The sequence below is a fragment of the Kitasatospora sp. NPDC004799 genome (genome assembly GCF_040609095.1).
Taxonomy (GTDB): domain Bacteria; phylum Actinomycetota; class Actinomycetes; order Streptomycetales; family Streptomycetaceae; genus Kitasatospora.
The window spans coordinates 1-16,464 of sequence record NZ_JBEXJK010000025.1 but is presented as its reverse complement, the minus strand read 5'-3'; the positions used below and the strand labels follow the sequence as shown (position 1 = coordinate 16,464).

Annotated in this window: 12 protein-coding genes; 8 read left to right on the top strand and 4 right to left on the bottom strand. The window is 73.8% G+C overall.

What is annotated here, in order from left to right:
* The first annotated feature begins 106 nt into the window (after window positions 1-106).
* From ABZW03_RS05885 to ABZW03_RS05875, 3 genes are all read left to right on the top strand, one after another.
* Window positions 107-616, top strand: a complete 510-nt coding sequence (locus ABZW03_RS05885; RefSeq protein ID WP_355252818.1) for a hypothetical protein — start codon at window positions 107-109, stop codon at window positions 614-616.
* Window positions 617-763: 147 nt separating this feature from the next.
* On the top strand, window positions 764-1,903 hold the full coding sequence (locus ABZW03_RS05880) for a prolyl oligopeptidase family serine peptidase (protein ID WP_355252815.1): 1,140 nt from the start codon (window positions 764-766) through the stop codon (window positions 1,901-1,903).
* A 71-nt stretch (window positions 1,904-1,974) separates the two neighbouring features.
* Window positions 1,975-3,807, top strand: coding sequence for a WD40 repeat domain-containing protein (locus ABZW03_RS05875; RefSeq protein ID WP_355252812.1), 1,833 nt, complete (start codon window positions 1,975-1,977; stop codon window positions 3,805-3,807).
* Window positions 3,808-4,202: 395 nt separating this feature from the next.
* Here the strand turns inward: ABZW03_RS05875 and ABZW03_RS05870 are convergent, their stop codons facing one another.
* A complete protein-coding gene (locus ABZW03_RS05870) occupies window positions 4,203-5,012 on the bottom strand; it encodes a TetR/AcrR family transcriptional regulator (protein WP_355252809.1) in 810 nt (269 codons plus the stop codon).
* An 81-nt stretch (window positions 5,013-5,093) separates the two neighbouring features.
* Between ABZW03_RS05870 and ABZW03_RS05865 the strand changes: the two genes are divergently transcribed.
* From ABZW03_RS05865 to ABZW03_RS05855, 3 genes are all read left to right on the top strand, one after another.
* Complete coding sequence (locus ABZW03_RS05865) at window positions 5,094-5,945, top strand: siderophore-interacting protein (RefSeq protein WP_355252806.1); 852 nt, start codon at window positions 5,094-5,096, stop codon at window positions 5,943-5,945.
* Window positions 5,946-6,166: 221 nt separating this feature from the next.
* Window positions 6,167-9,742, top strand: a complete 3,576-nt coding sequence (locus ABZW03_RS05860) for a S8 family serine peptidase (protein ID WP_355252803.1) — start codon at window positions 6,167-6,169, stop codon at window positions 9,740-9,742.
* A gap of 136 nt (window positions 9,743-9,878) precedes the next feature.
* A complete protein-coding gene (locus ABZW03_RS05855) occupies window positions 9,879-10,847 on the top strand; it encodes an alpha/beta hydrolase (RefSeq protein WP_355252800.1) in 969 nt (322 codons plus the stop codon).
* Between the two features lie 80 nt (window positions 10,848-10,927).
* On the opposite strand, the gene ABZW03_RS05850 is transcribed toward ABZW03_RS05855, so the two are convergent.
* The 3 genes from ABZW03_RS05850 to ABZW03_RS05840 form a co-directional block, all read right to left on the bottom strand.
* On the bottom strand, window positions 10,928-12,352 hold the full coding sequence (locus ABZW03_RS05850) for a VWA domain-containing protein (protein ID WP_355252797.1): 1,425 nt from the start codon (window positions 12,350-12,352) through the stop codon (window positions 10,928-10,930).
* The gene (locus ABZW03_RS05845) at window positions 12,349-13,221 is read right to left on the bottom strand and encodes a MoxR family ATPase (protein ID WP_355252794.1); all 873 of its coding nucleotides are present in this window, start codon (window positions 13,219-13,221) and stop codon (window positions 12,349-12,351) included. Before ABZW03_RS05845 ends, ABZW03_RS05850 begins: the two co-directional genes overlap by 4 nt.
* A 276-nt stretch (window positions 13,222-13,497) precedes the next feature.
* The gene (locus ABZW03_RS05840; RefSeq protein WP_355252791.1) at window positions 13,498-14,166 is read right to left on the bottom strand and encodes a Tat pathway signal sequence domain protein; all 669 of its coding nucleotides are present in this window, start codon (window positions 14,164-14,166) and stop codon (window positions 13,498-13,500) included.
* Window positions 14,167-14,773: 607 nt separating this feature from the next.
* Between ABZW03_RS05840 and ABZW03_RS05835 the strand changes: the two genes are divergently transcribed.
* Entirely contained in the window at window positions 14,774-15,502 is a 729-nt protein-coding gene (locus tag ABZW03_RS05835; RefSeq protein WP_355252787.1) for a helix-turn-helix domain-containing protein, read from the top strand.
* Between the two features lie 186 nt (window positions 15,503-15,688).
* Complete coding sequence (locus ABZW03_RS05830) at window positions 15,689-16,345, top strand: DUF6230 family protein (RefSeq protein WP_355252784.1); 657 nt, start codon at window positions 15,689-15,691, stop codon at window positions 16,343-16,345.
* The last annotated feature ends 119 nt before the right edge of the window (window positions 16,346-16,464 follow it).

Here is a 16,464-nt window from a genome sequence, read left to right as displayed (position 1 = left end):
TGCGGCGTCGGTCCTGAAACAAGGAAGGAGGCTGCTGCCGGACTGGTTTGGAGCACCGGCCTTATGGCGCTGGTACTGACCTGTGTGATCGGGCAGGATCGATTCCATGAGGTCTCACGGCAGGGGGCTGTCAGCCGCGTGGGTTGCGCGGAAGGTCGTCGCCCACGACGAACTCCAGGCCGTGGCAGGCTCGCTGTGGTGGCTGCAGTCAGACCCCGAACACGGCGGGGTCCGGCGCGTGATGTGTTCGGAGCGCTCCGGCGAGGCCTTCGCGGTGACGCCGTCCGACCTCTCGGTCGGGAGCGGGCTCCACGCCTACGGTGGCGGCAGCTTCGCCGTGGTGGAGGACGGGGTGTGGTTCGTCGGCGACGACGGTTCCCTCTTCCACCAGCCGCTCGGCCGCACACCGGAGAGGATCGTGCGCGTCCGTGGGTCCGAACAGTTCGGGGACCTCGCTCCGGGCCCGGACGGCGGTGCGTTCGCGGTTCGTGGCGGCAGTGCTGCGGACGAGATCGTCGCCGTGTCTCCGGCTGGAGTCGTTCAGGTCCTGGTCCGTTCCTCCGGGTTCCTCTCCTGTCCCCGTCTCTCAGGAGGCCGCCTGGCCTACCTGGAGTGAAGCCGGGACCGGATGCCGTGGGACGGCAGCCGCCTCCTGCTGGCCGACGTCCGGTCCGGCCGACCTGGACCGGGTCGCGTCGTGGCGGGCGGTTCCTCGGAGTCCGTGGTCCAGCCGTCCTGGGGGTCGGACGGGTCGCTGTACTTCATGTCCGACCGAACGGGTTGGTGGAACCTCTACCGGCTTCGCGACGGCGTGGTGACGGTGGTCCTGCCCATCGATGCGGACTGCGCGCCGGCGCCCTGGGAAGCGGGCTATCAGTCGTACGGATTCGGCCCCGACGGTGCCGTCGTGCTGACCGTACTGGACGGGTTCTCCACGGAACTCGTCGCCGTCGATCCCGCAGGCGAACGGCGTCGGCTCGGCCCGAACCTCACCTCGGTGAAGCCGTACATCGCGGTTGACGGGAGCCGACTGGCCGTGATCGGCTCCACCCCGTCGTCCGCTCCGGGTCTGTGGTCGCTCGACCTCACGGCACAAGCCGACGTTTCGGCCGTCCCGTTGCACGCCGATCCCGAGTCCGAGTCCGCACCGCCCTGGACGCCCGTTCTGCCAACGATCGACACCGTACTGGGTGGGGGCGGTCGCGTGAGCTACCTGCTGCACCGGCCCGCGGGGGCATCGTCGTCCGTGCCGCTCCTGGTGCGAGTACACCCCGGTCCGACGGACGACGTGCCCCTGCGGCTGGACTGGACGACCCAGTTCTTCGTCAGCCACGGCTTCGCCGTCGCCGAGGTCCTCCACCGGGGTAGCACCGGCCGGGGACGCGCGTTCCGTCAGGTGCTCCACGGCCATTGGGGCGAATACGACGTCGAGGACTGCGCCGTGGTGGCCGAGCACCTACGATCTACCGGTGTGGCCCTGACCGGGGCGATCTTCATCAGCGGCGCGAGCGCCGGCGGGTACACGGCACTCCAGGCAGCAGGTCATCCCGGGCCGTTCGCCGGCGCAACGGCCATCTCGGCGATCATCGACCCCGCGAGGTGGGAGCTGTCCGTCCCGGAGTTCCAACGCGCCCACGCGGCCGTGCTGCGGGGGCCTGCCGGAGCGGTGACACCGGACCGGATCCGGTGCCCGGTGCTGGTGATCCACGGGTCCGCCGACACGATCACGTTCGCCGAGGAGGCCGTGCAGTTCGTCCAGGACCTGGCCGCCCTCGGCGGTGATCACGACAGCCTGCTGCTGGAGGACGGCGACCACTACCTGTCGGCACCCGCCGACCGGGAGCAGGCACTCCGGGCCGAACTCGACTTCTACCGCCGGATCATGAGCCGCCCGAGAAGGTGACGGCCATGCCGTCGGCTTCGGGTAGCACGGCCCGGGCGAACTCGCGAAGCTCCCGCGGCGACGGGGACCTGGTGACCTCCTTCCCCGACGAGCGGAACGGGGAGGACGCCGGCCGGGTCGCCGTCCGCGACCTGGCCGGCGCCCGCCCGCTGCGGACGCTCGGCCCGGCCGCCGGCGGTGCCGAGATGAGCCCGAGCGGCCGGCAGGTGATCGGCTACGACCACACGCCCACCGCGTACGTGATCACGCTCTGGGACACGGAGAGCGGGCAGACGCTGATGGAGTTCCGCGAGCCCCGGGACTCTGCGGCGCCCGAGCCCCAGGGCGTCCGGACATCGGGGGCCACGATGCCCAGGCGCGAGCGGGAACGCCGCGCACTCGATCCGAACAGCCCGGACGCGACGGTCAGCGAGGACGGCCGCCTACTCGCGCTCTGCGTCCCCGGCCGACCGCTCCAGCTGTGGGACGTCACCGAACGGCGGCGACTGCCCATGACCTGGACCGCGGACCGGGACTGCTACGAGGAGAAGTACCGGTTCGTCGCCGGGGGCCGCTCGCTCGCCCACGTCGCCGACGGCAGCATCCGGATCTGGGACATCGCCACCGGCACCGAACGGCCCCTCCTGGAACTGCGCCGGGTCCAGCAGATCGGCTCCAGCACGGACGACGGCTACCTGGTGGCGACGACCGGCGGCGAGGTCGTGCTCTGGCGGTTGGACAGCCCGGACTGGCCCGTCCTGCTCTATCCGACCAACGGTGAGATCCCGGCCGAGCCCAGGGTCGACCTGGGAAGCGGACGGCTGCGCCCCCTCGCGGGAGCGGGCGAGGGGGCGGAATCGGCGGTGCGGACCCTCGACGTGAGCGGTGCGGTCCGGGCCGACTGGCGAGTGGAGCCCCTGCTGGCGGCGGAGTTCAGCCCGGACGGGAGCCTGCTCGCCACCACGGGCCGCCTCGACGCCGAGGGCCTCGCCCGCTTCGCGGTCGTCGACGGGCGAAGCGGCGAGCCGGTCGCCGACCCGCCGGCGCTGCCGTGCCGCACGGAACCGGTCATCGGCCCGCCGCCGGAGGCCGTACCGCCCTGCGAGGTGTCCCAGGCCTTCTCACCCGACGGAGCCCGACTCGTCTACAGCACCAAGGGCACGGGCGTCGCCCGGCGCCTCGCCCTCTGGGACGCTGACCGGCGCGCCCCGCTCCCCGCGGCCGGGGAGCCGCCGGACCGGGTGGCGGACCTCGCCCTCGGTCCCGACGGGCGGGTGATCCTGCCGACCGGACCGGGTGGACTGGAGTTCTGGGACCCCCGGGAGGGCCGGACGACCGCCGAGGTCCCCGGCCCGCGGGGCACCGGCGTGGCGATCCGCCCCGACGGCCGACTGCTCGTCACCTCCTTCGGGGACGTCGTCGACCTGCCCGGCCTGCGGATGACGCCCCGGCCGCAGAACCCCGGCGCGGCCGTGGAATCACTGGAGTTCAGCGCGGACGGCAGGTACCTCGCCGCCGGTGAACGGGCCGGCCGGGTCACCCTGTGGGACGGCGGACTCGGCCACCGCCTCGGTGAGCTGGCCCGGGCCGACCTCGGCGCGGCCTCCGCCACCACCCTCGCGTTCTCACCCGACGGGCACACGCTCGCCGTCGCCTACCAGGACAACGTCGTCCAGCTGTGGGACCTCGACTCCCGCCTGCCCGTCGGCTCGCCCTTCCCGACCGCCGGCGACGGCGTGCACGACCTGGCCTTCTCACCCGACGGCGCCCGGCTCCACGTCGCGGGCGAGCACGTGCCGCTCCAGCGCATCGACCTCGCCCCGGCAGCCGCGGCGACCACCCTGTGTCGGCGGGTCGGCGGCGGACTCACCCGCCAAGACTGGCACACCTACCTGCCCACCGTGCCCTACCGGGCCACCTGCTGACCGGCTCGGCATCCTCGGCATCCGAACCGGTCCACGCCGAGGGCCCGGCCGTCCGGCGGGACCTCAGGTGCCGCTCTTCCTGAGACCGGCCCGGCGCGACGGGAGGATCCGGGTGCACAGCGGCCCCGGCGGCGCCGTGACATCCGGACGGCAGAACCCGAACCTGTTCACGAGGGAGCACCGCACTCGTTCAAGAGACCGACGCGCGGGCCATCCGGGGCAGCCGCACGGACGGCCCGCGGACCGCCGCCGGTGAACGTCGTACGGCCCGTGACGTGTGAGTCCCCGGTACCCAGACCCTGACCCGCTACGAGAGGGCCGCCACCGTCTTCCAGGCCGGACTCCACAGCGCGGGCATCTTCATCTGGTACGCCCGCTGATCCGAAGAGAAAGATCTAGGCCTTCGGGGCCCGCCCCGCCGCGATGCCGTCGAGCAGGACGGCGAGCCCGGTGCGGAAGGCCTCCCGGTGGCTGTCCTCCGGGGCGCCGCCGCCGGTGCCCTGCAGGGTGACGAGCAGGGGGTAGCGCTCGGCGAAGTCCGGGGCCAGCTCGGCGAGTCGGGCGGAGCGGGTGGCCCACCAGTCCTCGTCGGTGACGCCGGTCGCGGCCGCCGCGCCGCGCGCGTCGGCGGTGGTGGCGGCCAGGCCGCGGACGAACTGCCAGAGCGCGGCGACCGCCCCGCGCAGCCGCGACGGCGGCAGGTCCGCGGGCCGCAGCGCGCGCAACAGCGCCTCCATCGCGGCGAGTTCGGCGGGGCCGAGGACCGGGCGGGCCTGCGAGACCTGGAGCACCCAGGGGTGGCGCAGGTAGCAGGCGTACAGGTCCTCGGCCCAGGCGGTGACGGCCTCCCGCCAGTCGCCCGCCGGAGCCGTAGCCGTAGCCGTAGTTGGAACCGGAGCCGGCACCGGAGCCGGTCCGGTGCCGAGCTCGGCGAGCACCCGGTCGTGCATCAGGTCGAGCAGTTCGGCCTTGCCGGGCACGTAGGTGTAGAGCGCCATCGCGGTGCGGCCGAGCCGTTCGCCCACGGCGCGCATCGACAGCGCGGCCATGCCCTCGGCGTCGGCCACCGCGATCCCGGCGGACACGATGGCGTCCACGCTCAGGCCCGGCTTGGGGCCGCTGCGCCCGGTGCGCGGCTCCTCGGGCGCGCCCCAGAGCAGGGCGAGCGAGCGATGGGCGTCGCCCTGCCCGGCGTACACGGTCATCCAGCATCTCCTTATGGCGTAAAGTATCGCCCCGACGGCAACTCTTTATGCCGTAAGGTTACCAATCGAAGGGGTTTCGCGATGACATTGCCCGTCACCTTCGTCGAGGTCGTCGAGGTCCGCCGGATCACGCCGCGCACCGCCCGGATCACCTTCGCCGCCGAGGAACTGCCCGACACCGTCGGCACCGCCCCCGACCAGCAGCTCAAGCTCTGCTTCCCGCGCCCCGGGCAGCGCGAGCCGGTGCTGCCCGCCCGGCAGGACGACCCGATGGGCTGGTACCAGGCCTACCTGGCGATCCCCGAGCCCGAGCGCCCGCTGCTGCGCAGCTTCACCCTGCGCGGCCGGCGCCCCGGGACCCGGCTGGTCGAGATCGACTTCGTGCTGCACGGCGACACCGGCCCGGCCGCCGCCTGGGCGCTGCGGGCCGCGCCGGGGGACCGGCTCGGGATGGTCGGCCCGTCCGCGCTGTACGCCCCGCCGGTCCCGTTCGCCGAGGCCGCGGCGGCCGCCGACTGGGTGCTGCTGGCCGGCGACGAGACCGCGCTGCCGGCCGTCGCGACGCTGGTCGGCGCGCTGCCCGCCGGGGTGTCGGCGTACGCGTGGCTCGAGGTCGCCGACCGGGCGGAGCGTCAGGACCTGGAGAGCCGCGCCGACCTGGAGGTGGAGTGGCTGTACCGCGGCGGCGCGGCGCCGGGCACCGTGCTGGCCGGGGCGTTCCGGGACGCCGTGCTGCCGGCGGGCGAGCCCTTCGTCTGGCTGGCCGGGGAGGCGGGGGCGGTCCGGGCGGTCCGCCGCTGCCTGGTCGAGGAGCACGGGGTGCCGAAGGAGGACATCGACTTCACCGGCTACTGGCGCCACCGGCTGACCCAGGACGACGCGCCCACCGCCGAGGACCTGGCGGACGCCCGGGAGCGGCTGGCCGGGGCCTGACCGGGTCCTGACCGGGACCGGGTCGGGAGCGGGCCGGGGCCCGGCCGAATGCGGTCGCAGAGGGCCGATCGGCTGAAAGATGCGGATTCGGCCCGATTTCCGCTCCGGAATTTTACTGACCGATGGTCAACTTTACTTTCTGATGGGGATTTACCCCCTTGTCGTGATCCTCTCAGGTGCGTTGGAATGCGTCAGCTGTCCATACTGATGAGAGGATTTATATGATCAGCTGGCGGAAAACTCAGCTAGCAGCCGCCGTCACGGTCACCGCCGCGTCCATGGTGCTGAGCCTCGGGACCGTCGCCGGCGCGGCCCCGGCCCCCGACCCGCGGACCGCCCCGGCGACGGCCGCGGACGGGGCTCCGGTGCCGGTGATCGTGATCCTGAAGGACCAGATCGCGGACGCCCCGGCCGACCACGGCCACCTGGGCGCCCGGCAGCAGAAGGCGGCCGACGCCCAGGCGCCGCTGCTGGACAAGGTCCGGGCGGGCGGCGGCACCGACATCAAGAGCTTCGTGGTCGGCAACGCCTTCTCGGCCACCGTCGGCCCCGCCCTGCGCGCCCGGTTGCAGGCGGACCCGGCGGTCTCCGCCGTGGTGGCGGACGCCCAGGTCCAGGTGGCCCCGCCGGCCGCCGTCAAGGCGAAGGCCGCCCGGGACGCGGCCGCGGCCGCCGCCGGTGCCAAGGAGCCCAAGGCCGAGGCCGCTCCGCAGGCCGCTCCCCAGGTCGTTCCGGGCAGCAACGGCCAAAGCGGCAACGGCCAAAGCGGCAACGGCCAGAGCGGCAAGGGCCAGGGCGGCAACGGCCAGGGCGCCGAGGAGAACGCCACCAACACGGTCTGCCCCTCCGACCCGGCCAAGCCGCTGCTGGAGCCCGAGGCCCTGTACTCGACCCGGGCCGTCACCGGCAACGGCAAGCCCGGCGTGGAGGGCCTCGCCACCGGCAAGGGCGTCAAGGTCGCCTACATCGCGGACGGGCTCGACCCGAACAACCCGGACTTCATCCGGGCCGACGGCTCGCACGCCGTGGTCGACTACCAGGACTTCGCCGGCGACGGCTGGGACGCGCCCACCGGTGCGGCCGAGGCCTTCGGCGACGCCTCGGCGGTCATCGCCCAGGGCCGCCAGGTCTACGACGTCTCGGCGTTCGTCAACGCCTCGCACCCGCTCCCGACGGGCTGCACCATCCGCATCCGCGGCCTCGCCCCGGACGCCGACCTGGTCGCGCTGAAGGCCGGCGGCGAGATGATGGCCAACTCCTCGATCCTGCAGGCGATCGACTACGCGGTGCGGACCGCCCACGTGGACGTGCTGAACGAGTCCTTCGGCGGCAACGTCACCCCGGACAGCGGCGCGCACGACACCATCTCGCTCTTCAACGAGCAGGCCGTCAAGGCCGGTGTGACCGTGGCCGTCTCCACCGGCGACGCCGGCATCAGCGGCACGATCGGCACCCCGGCCACCGACCCGTACGTGATCGCGGTCGGCGCCTCCACCGACAACCAGAACTACCAGCAGACCGGTTACGCGGCCTCCCAGTTCTCCAACCGGACGTGGAGCGACAACCGCATCTCCGCGCTCTCCTCGGGCGGCTTCACCCAGGCCGGCCGGACCGTCGACCTGGTCGCGCCCGGCGAGTCGGACTGGGCGCTGTGCACCCCGGACCTCGCCAAGTACGAGGACTGCAAGGGCTACAACGGCCTGCCCTCGCCGATCCAGCCGTTCGGCGGCACCAGCCAGTCGGCCCCGTTCGTCACCGGCGCCGCGGCCCTGGTCATCCAGGCCTACCGGGACACCCACGGCGGCGACTCGCCGTCCCCGGCACTGGTGAAGAAGCTGCTCACCGGCACCGCCACCGACCTCGGCGTGCCGGCCGAGGAGCAGGGCGCCGGCCTGCTGAACGTCCGCGCCGCCGTCGAGGCCGCCCGCGGCTACGCCGACGGGGACGGCACCGAGGGCGCGCGGACCGTCGTGGTCGGCACCGGCCAGGTCGACATCGCCGGCGCCCCCGGCTCGACCCACACCGCCGAGGTGTCCGTCACCAACACCGGTGACACCACCCAGACGGTGAGCGCCGCGACCCGCGGCTTCGTCCCGCAGGCGAGCAGCCGGCAGACCGTCCAGCTGGACCCGTCCTCGAAGGACACCTTCAAGTACGCGACCAACGGCACCGACTGGGTGCAGAAGCAGGTCAGGTTCACCGTCCCGGCCGGCGCCGACCGGCTCGCGGCCTCGATCGCCTGGCAGGGCGCGCCCAACCCGGTCACCAACGGGCCGGTGGTCCGGATGACGCTGCTCGACCCCTCGGGCCGCTTCGAGACCAACACCCGCCCGCAGGGCGGCGCCGTCCCGGCGAACTTCGGCCTGGTCGACGTCCCGCACCCGGTGGCCGGCGAGTGGACCGCGATCCTCTACACCCCGGCCGGCCAGGCCGGCTACCGCGGCGACGTCCAGCTGGGCACCGCCACCCAGCGCGCGGTGCCGGCCGGCGCCGTGAGCCCGAGCACCACCGACCTGAGGCCGGGCCAGAGCAAGACCCTCAAGGTCCAGCTCACCACCCCGGCCACCAGCGGCGACTCCAGCGAGGCCGTCGTCGTCTCCAGCTCGAACGGCAACACCACCAGCGTCCCGGTCGTGCTGCGCAGCCTCGTCCCGGTCAGCCAGGGCAAGGGCACCTTCACCGGCACCGTCACCGGCGGCAACGCCCGCAGCGCCTCGCCGACGCAGAGCTTCTCGTACGCCTTCGACGTGCCGAAGGGCCGACGGGACCTGCGGGTCGGCCTGACCGTCGCGAAGGACGCGAAGCTGCTCATGCAGGGTGCGCTGATCAGCCCGAACGGCACCCCGGTCGACATCGAGGGCAACGGGCAGTTCGACGCCCAGGGCAAGCTGACCGGCACCGGCGACGGCGTCTCGGCCACCGCCGTCAACCCGGCCGCCGGCCGCTGGCGGTTCGTCCTGAACGTGCTCGGCCCGGTCAGCGGCCAGGAGCTGGCCCAGGACTTCACCGGCACCGTGGCGTTCGACCAGGACCGGGCCACCGCGGCCGGGCTGCCGAACGACCCCCGCACCCGGCTGGCGGCCGGAAAGCCGGTCACCGTCCAGGTGGACTACACCAACAACACCGTCGCGACCCAGCGGATCGCGGCCGACGGCCGGCTGGACCGCCGGGTGGACCTGCCGCTGGTGCCGCAGGGCGCCTCGGCCACGGTCAGCCTGCCGCTGAGCCTCAGCTCCTCGGTGCCGTCCTTCCTGGTGCCGCCGGGCACCGACCGGCTCAAGGCGGTGGCGGCGTCCTCGACGCCGGCGCAGATCGAGCTGAGCGGCACCGCCGGCTCGCCGGACCTGTTCGGCGACCTGAAGCGGGCCCAGGACGGCTCGACCGTCTCGGTCGCGACCTCCGCCGGCACCGCCGAGCAGCCGGTCGTCCCGGGCAACTGGGGCACCTTCGTCCAGCAGATCGGCCCGTTCGGCACCGGCGGCGCGCCGGCCGGCACCTCCACCCTCACGGCCACCGCGCACACCCTGGCCTTCGACCCGGCGCTGACCTCCAGCACCGGTGACCCGTTCGCCGCCGCGGTGGACGCCTCGGCCGCGGCCGCCACTCCGGTGACCGTCGCCCCCGGCGCCACCGGCTCGCTCCGGGTCACGCTGACCCCGACCGGGCCGAAGGGCAGCACCGTGCGGGGCGTGCTCTACCTGGTCTCCGGCCCGACCGGCGTGGCCACCGCCAACAACGTGCTGAACACCACGGGTTCGGTGCTCGCGGCGATCCCGTACAGCTACACGGTGAACTGACGTAACGTCGGTTGCCCGGGCTGGGGCCGTCCCGGATGCCGGGGCGGCCCCGGCCGTTTCCGGCGGGGTTCCGGAGGCGGCCGGCTGGGCAGGGTCGGGAGTGGACGGACGATGTCACGTGATGGGGAGTTGCGAGTTGAACGACGCGATCAAGCACGGCGAGACCGAGGTGAACGGCGTACGGCTGCACTACGCGGAGCAGGGTGAGGGCCCGCTGGTCCTGCTGCTGCACGGCTTCCCGGAGAGCTGGTACTCCTGGCGCCACCAGTTCGGGCCGCTCGCCGAGGCCGGCTACCGGGTCGTCGCGCCGGACCAGCGCGGGTACGCCCGCAGCGCGCAGCCCGAGCGGGTGGACGCCTACACCCTGCTGCACCTGGTCGGCGACGTGACCGCGCTGATCGGCGCACTGGGCGAGGAGCGGGCCGTCGTGGTCGGCCACGACTGGGGCGCGCCGGTGGCCTGGACCACCGCTGCGCTGCGGCCGGACCTGGTGCGCGGGGTGGCCGGGCTGAGCGTGCCGCCGCTGCCGGTGGGCGGGCCGCCGCCGCTGGAGTCCCTCCGGGCCACCTACGGCGAGGGCTTCTACCAGGTCTACTTCCAGGAACCAGGGAAGGCCGACGCCGAGTTGGCCGCCGACGTGCGGACCAGCCTGCGCCGCATCCTGAGCGGCAGGCAGCCGGACGGCGTGCCGCGGCCGTGGATCGTCCCGGAGGGCAAGGGGCTGCTGAACAGCCTCCCGGAGCCGGAGCGGCTGCCGGACTGGCTCACCGAGGAGGACCTCGACGTCTTCACGGCCGACTACGCCACGCACGGCGCGAACGCCTTCACCGGCGGGCTCAACTGGTACCGCAACCTGGACCGCAGCGCCGAACTGCTGGCCGCCTTCAGCGGCGTCACGGTCGAGGTGCCCGCGCTGTTCGTGGTCGGCGAGCAGGACCTGGTCAACGCGATGGTCCCGCCCCCGGTGCTGGAGCACCTGCTGGGCCGGCTGCCCCGGCTGCACCGCCACGTCCGGCTGCCGGAGACCGGGCACTGGACGCAGCAGGAGCGCCCGGCCGAGGTCACCGAGGCGCTGCTGGACTTCCTGGCGCACCTGGACAAGTAGCCGGTCGACAAGCGGGGCCGGTCGACGAGGAGGCCGGTCTACGCATCGCCGGTCGCGGTCCTCGGTGGCCGCGACCGGCGTCAGACCGGCAGCAGGCGGGCGATCAGCTCGCCGAGCCGGCGGGCGTTGCGGCAGGAGTGCATCTCCACCACGCCCGCGTAGGCGAGCGCGGCGGAGTCGCCGGTCGGCCAGAGCGAGGGCTGCTCGGGGTTGAGCCAGAACACCCGGCGGGCCCGGCCGGCGATCCGGCGCAGCGCGTCCAGGTTCGGGTCGCGCCCGTTGTTCCGGGCGTCGCCGAGGACCAGCACGCAGGTGCGCGGGCCGACGGCGTCCAGGTGGTGCTCGACGAACCCGCCGAGCGCGGAGCCGTAGTCGCTGTTGCCGTGGTAGCCCGTCACCTTGGCCTCGGCGAGGATCCGGGCGGCCAGCCGCGCCGGGTCGTCGCCGCCGCGGAGCAGGCCGGTGACCTCGGCGGTGCGGTTGACGAAGGCGAACACCCGGACCTTGCTGAACTGTTCGCTCATCGCCTGCACCAGCAGCATGGTGAAGTCGGCGAAGCCCGCCACCGAACCGGAGACGTCGCACAGCAGCACCAGCTCCGGGCGGGCCGGGCGGCGCAGTCGGTACGCGGGGCGCAGCGGCACCCCGCCGGTGGTCAGCGAGCGGCGCAGGGTGCGGCGCAGGTCGATCTCGCCGCGGGCGGCGCGGCGGCGCCGGGCGGCCAGCCGGGTGGCCAGCTTGCGGGCCAACGGGTGGACGGTGCGCCGCAGTTCGGCGACCTGGTCGCGGCCGGCGTAGAGGAAGTCGACCAGGTCGGCGGTGGGGGCGACGGCGCGTTCGGCGATCCGCTCGGGGCCGCGCAGCTCGGCGACCCGGCGGCGGGCCTCGCCGGCGGCCATGGCGCGGAAGTCCCGGATGCGGCGGCGGATCTCGTCGGCGAGCACCAGGTCGGAGAGGTCCGGGGCGCCCTGCCGCTCGCGCAGGGCGGCCAGGACGCGGGCGAGCAGCGTCTCGGGCGCGAGCCGGCCGAGCGCCTGCTGGGCGGACCAGCCGTCGGAGCCGGGGGAGCCGCCGGTGCCGTACCGGCCGAAGGCCTCCACCACCTCGCCGGCCAGCCGGGCCTGGGCGGCGCGGTCGTCGGCGGCCAGCGCCTCCGCGAGCCGCTCGCGCAGCCGCTCGCGCAACGGGTCGGGGCGGCCGAAGCGCGGCGGCTCGGGGTCGTCGGGGACGGCCGGCGGGTCGGCCCGGACGGCCTCCGGGGTGCCGACGCCGAGCGGGAAGAACAGGTCGAAGGCGGCGTCGAAGACCGTCCGTTGGCCCTCCGAGCGCAGCAGGGCGGCGGCCAGGCCGGCCCGCATCCGCTCGCGGTCGGTGAAGCCGAGGACGTCCAGGACGGCGGCGGCGTCCACCGTCTCGGCCGGGCCGATCGGCAGGCCGTGCCCGCGCAGCGAGCGGACCAGGCCGGTGAGCCGGGCGGCGGTGTCGGCCTGCTGCGGGGTCGTCATGCCGGGGTGAGCTTCTGGGCGGCCTTGCGGACGTCGTCCTGGTGCTTGAGGATCACCCCGAGGGTGTCCCGGACGACCGTCTCGTCCAGGGTGGCGGCGCCGAGGGCGAGCAGGGTGCGGGCCCAGTCGATGGTCTCGGCGACGGACGGCGCCTTGCGCAGCTCCATCGCGCGCAGCGCGCCGACCACCCGGACCAGCGACTCGGCCAGCGTCCCGTCCAGGCCGGGCACCTTGAGCCGGACGATCCGGCGCTCCAACTCCGCGTCCGGGTAACCGAGATGGAGGAAGAGGCAGCGGCGGCGCAGCGCCTCGGAGAGCTCGCGGGTGGCGTTCGAGGTGAGCAGGACGAAGGGGCGGCGGCTCGCGGTGATGGTGCCCAGCTCGGGGACGGTGACCTGGAAGTCGCTGAGCACCTCCAGCAGCAGCGCCTCCACCTCGACGTCGGCCTTGTCCATCTCGTCGATCAGCAGCACGGTCGGCTCCTCGCCGCGGATCGCGGTGAGCAGCGGGCGGGTGAGCAGGAACTCCTCGCCGAAGATGTCGGTGCGGGCCTCCTGCCAGCCCTCGTCGCGGCCGGCGGTGATCCGCAGCAGCTGCTTGGCGTGGTTCCACTCGTAGAGCGCGCGGGCCTCGTCGATGCCCTCGTAGCACTGCAGCCGGACCAGCCGGGCGCGGCCGATCTCGGCCACCGCCTTGGCGAGTTCGGTCTTGCCGACTCCGGCGGGGCCCTCGACCAGCAGCGGCTTGCCGAGCCGGTCGGCGAGGAAGACGGTGGTGGCCACGGCGGGGGAGGCCAGGTAGCCGGTGGCGGCCAACTGCTCGGCGGCGTCCGCCACCGAGGTGAAGAAGCCCGTGCCGTTGTCGCTCATCCGCCTGCTCCGTTCGGGGTCGCCGTCTCCGTGCGGCGCCACCCTACCGGCCGGTCACTTCGCTGTCTCGGGGGTGGACGGGTGGCGGCAGCGGGGTGCGGTGCGGCCGGTGTGGCGCATCGGGTACGCGGAGCGGTGGGTGTGTGACGGGAGCGGGCGCGGCGGAGCGGTGGGTGTGACGGGAGCGGGCGCGGCGGAGCGGCGTACGGCCCGGGAAGGTTGCCGTACGCCGCTCTGGTGCTGGTGGGCCGCTGGGCCCTCAGCCGTGCCCCGGCGTCAGTTGACGAAGAGGACCGGGCTGCCGGCGACGGAGCTGTCGACGACCGGGCCGTAGGTGGCGGTGAAGTAGCCCGTCGCGAAGCACAGGCTCGGTCCGGAGGCCAGGGTGAACGGCTGGGCGGTGAAGCCGATGGTGTTGCCGGTGTTCGAGGTGGTGCCGTTGATCCCGGTGCTGTTCTGGTAGTTGCAGCTGATGCTGCCCAGGATGGTGTTCAGCACCACGGTGGTGCCCATCACGCCGGCCGCGCCGGGGGTGAGCTTGACCGGGTTGCCGGGGGCGTCGCTGACCGTGTTGGTGAACGGCAGGCTGGTGACCGTGACGCTCTTGACGCCGGTGACGCCGACGACGTTGGAGGTGCAGGACCCGAAGGTCTGGGTGTCCAGCCGCTCGACTGCGCTGCCCGGCGCGGCCGGGTTGGAGGTGACGGTCGCCGAGAAGGAGGATGCGGCGCACTTGACGCCGCTCGTCCCGGTGGCGCTGCTGTAGAAGGTCGCGGAGGTGCCGGCGACCAGGTTGGCGGTCAGCACGTCGCCGACGGCGACGGCCGGGCCGGTCGGACTGCCGGTGGTCAGGACCGCGCCGGCGGCCTGGGCGGGGGACACGGCCGCGCCGGTGAGCGCGAGTGCGGCGAGGGCGGCGGTGGCGAGGGTGCGGCTGATGCGCATGAGGGTACCTCTCTCCGTCCGGCGGACGGGTGGGGGAATCCCGGCGTGCGAGTGTGGTGGTGTGCACGGCGGGGGAGGTGCATGGCGTACCGGAGGCTTCGTACCGGCGGCGTCGTGCCGGAGGCCCTGTCCCGCAGGGCTCCGGCCCGTGCCGAGGGCGGGCGGGCCCGGCGCCACGGGCCCGTCCGTGCGGTACGGCGGTGCGGACGTACGCGAGGGTGGGCGTACGGCGGAGCGGTGGTGCGGCGGTGCGCGGTGCGGCGGTGCTTTCGGTGCTCCGGGAGCGGTGGTGCTCTCGGAGCGGTGGTGCTGTCGGTGCGGTGGTACGGAGGTGCGGGTGGTGCGGCCCTGCGTACGGACGACGGCATGGATCGCCGGCGGCACTGCGCCGTTCGGTCGGGGACGTGCGGTGCCGTGGGGGCACGTCGACGGCTGCCGCCGTCGCGGTCCCGCCTCCGCCGTGGTCCCGTGGCCCGGGCGTTCGCCCCGGCCCGTCGGGCCTCCGGAGGTCCGGCCGGTGGGTGCCTGCTGGTCCACCGGTTGGAAACCTGTCAGTGTTGTAAACCCGGTGTTCCGTCAATGTCAATACAGGACACAGGAGTTGGTGATGGATCGGAAGAACCTCCGCGGAGCCGACGTGGTCCTGCTGCCGGGCGCCCGGACCGGCCGCGATCCGGCCCGCTCGATCAAGCCCGGCCCGCGCCGGCTGCCCGCCGGGGTGGTCGCCGCGACCCAGCGCGAGCGGCTGCTGGACGGGCTGGTGCGGACCGTCGCCGAGCGCGGCTACCAGCACGCCACGATCAGCGACATCTGCCGGGCGGCGGGCGTGACCAGGCCGGTCTTCTACGAGCTGTTCAGCGGCAAGGAGGACGCCTTCCTGGCCGCGCACCGGCACGGCACCGGTGTGGTGATCCGGCGGATGGCGGCGGCCTTCACGGCCGAATCCGACTGGTGCCGGGGCATCCGGAAGGCGCTCGGCGTGATGCTCCAACTGCTCGCGGGGACACCGGCGTTCGCCACCATGGCGGTGATCGAGATCGAGGCGGTCGGCCCGGCCGGCCGGCAGGAGCGGGCCCAACTGCTCACCAGGTTCCGGGGGTTCTTCGCCGAGGTGCCCCAACTGCCCGGCGGGGTCGCGTCGAAGGAGATGGTGGACGCCGTGGTGGGTGGCGTCTACAGCGCGATCTACCGCCGGATCGACTCCGGGCGGACCGAGCAACTGATGGAGCTGCTGCCGGTGTTGAGCATGTTCTGCCTGTCGCCGTTCCTCGGCCCGGCGGAGGCGGCCGAGCGGCTGGGGGTGCGGGACTGGCCGAAGCGGGTCGCGGATTGGTGAAGATCCTTCGTGCACCCGTATTGACCCGGCCAATACCGGGCAGTAGCTTCCCAGTTACTCACCGAGCGCCGACCGGACCCGCCCCGCTGCCGAGGGGCGGACGGCCCGGTCGGGCCGGGTAACGCTGTCCGCGCCAGGACAACGTGCCAGTGCCTGCAGACCCATTTCCACCCACAGGGAGCACACATGGCCATGTCCGAGGACGCCGCCACGGCGGCCGAGACCCCGCAGACACCGAGCGCGCCGAGAAGAGGCCGGGTTCGGATCAAGCGCACCGCCCTGATGGCCGTGCCGGCCGTCGCGGCCGGGGGCGTCCTGATGGCGCTCACCGCCCAGGGCGTGCTCGCCGCCCAGTTCTCCATCTCCGGCATGCCGTTCACCATCACCGCCGACAAACTGGACGGCGAGGGCTTCGCCCAGTTCGGCTCGCTGGACTCGATGATCCCCGACAGCCCCAACGCGGGCTCCACCGGCGGCCAGGTGCTGGTCGCGGTGTCGGCGATCAAGAAGGCCGAGATCACCAACCTGTGCCAGAGCGTCGACCTCGGCGGCATCAACCTGGTGATCCACGCGGGCGACGGCGGCACCCCCGTCACCGCCTCCGACCTCACCACCGACTCCGACCTGCTCTCCGGCAACGCGGAGTTCAGGAACATCGAGATCGGCGGCGACGCCAGCACGTACACCAAGGCCGGCCCGGTCGGCAAGGGCAACCCCGGCGTGTTCGGCCAGCAGGCCGACCACGTCACGCTGACCAACCTGAACCAGCACAACTACGCGAGCACCGCCGTCGGGTTCAAGCTGCCCAACCTGCGGCTGAGCTTCAGCTCCACGGGCTGCTGAGCATGGCGGAGTCCGTACCGGAGCCGGCCGGCACCGGCGAGGGCGCCACGGCTGCCCGCGGGGACGTGAACGGGTGCCCGGCGGGGACGGATCCCGCCGGGCACCCGGTACGGACGGTC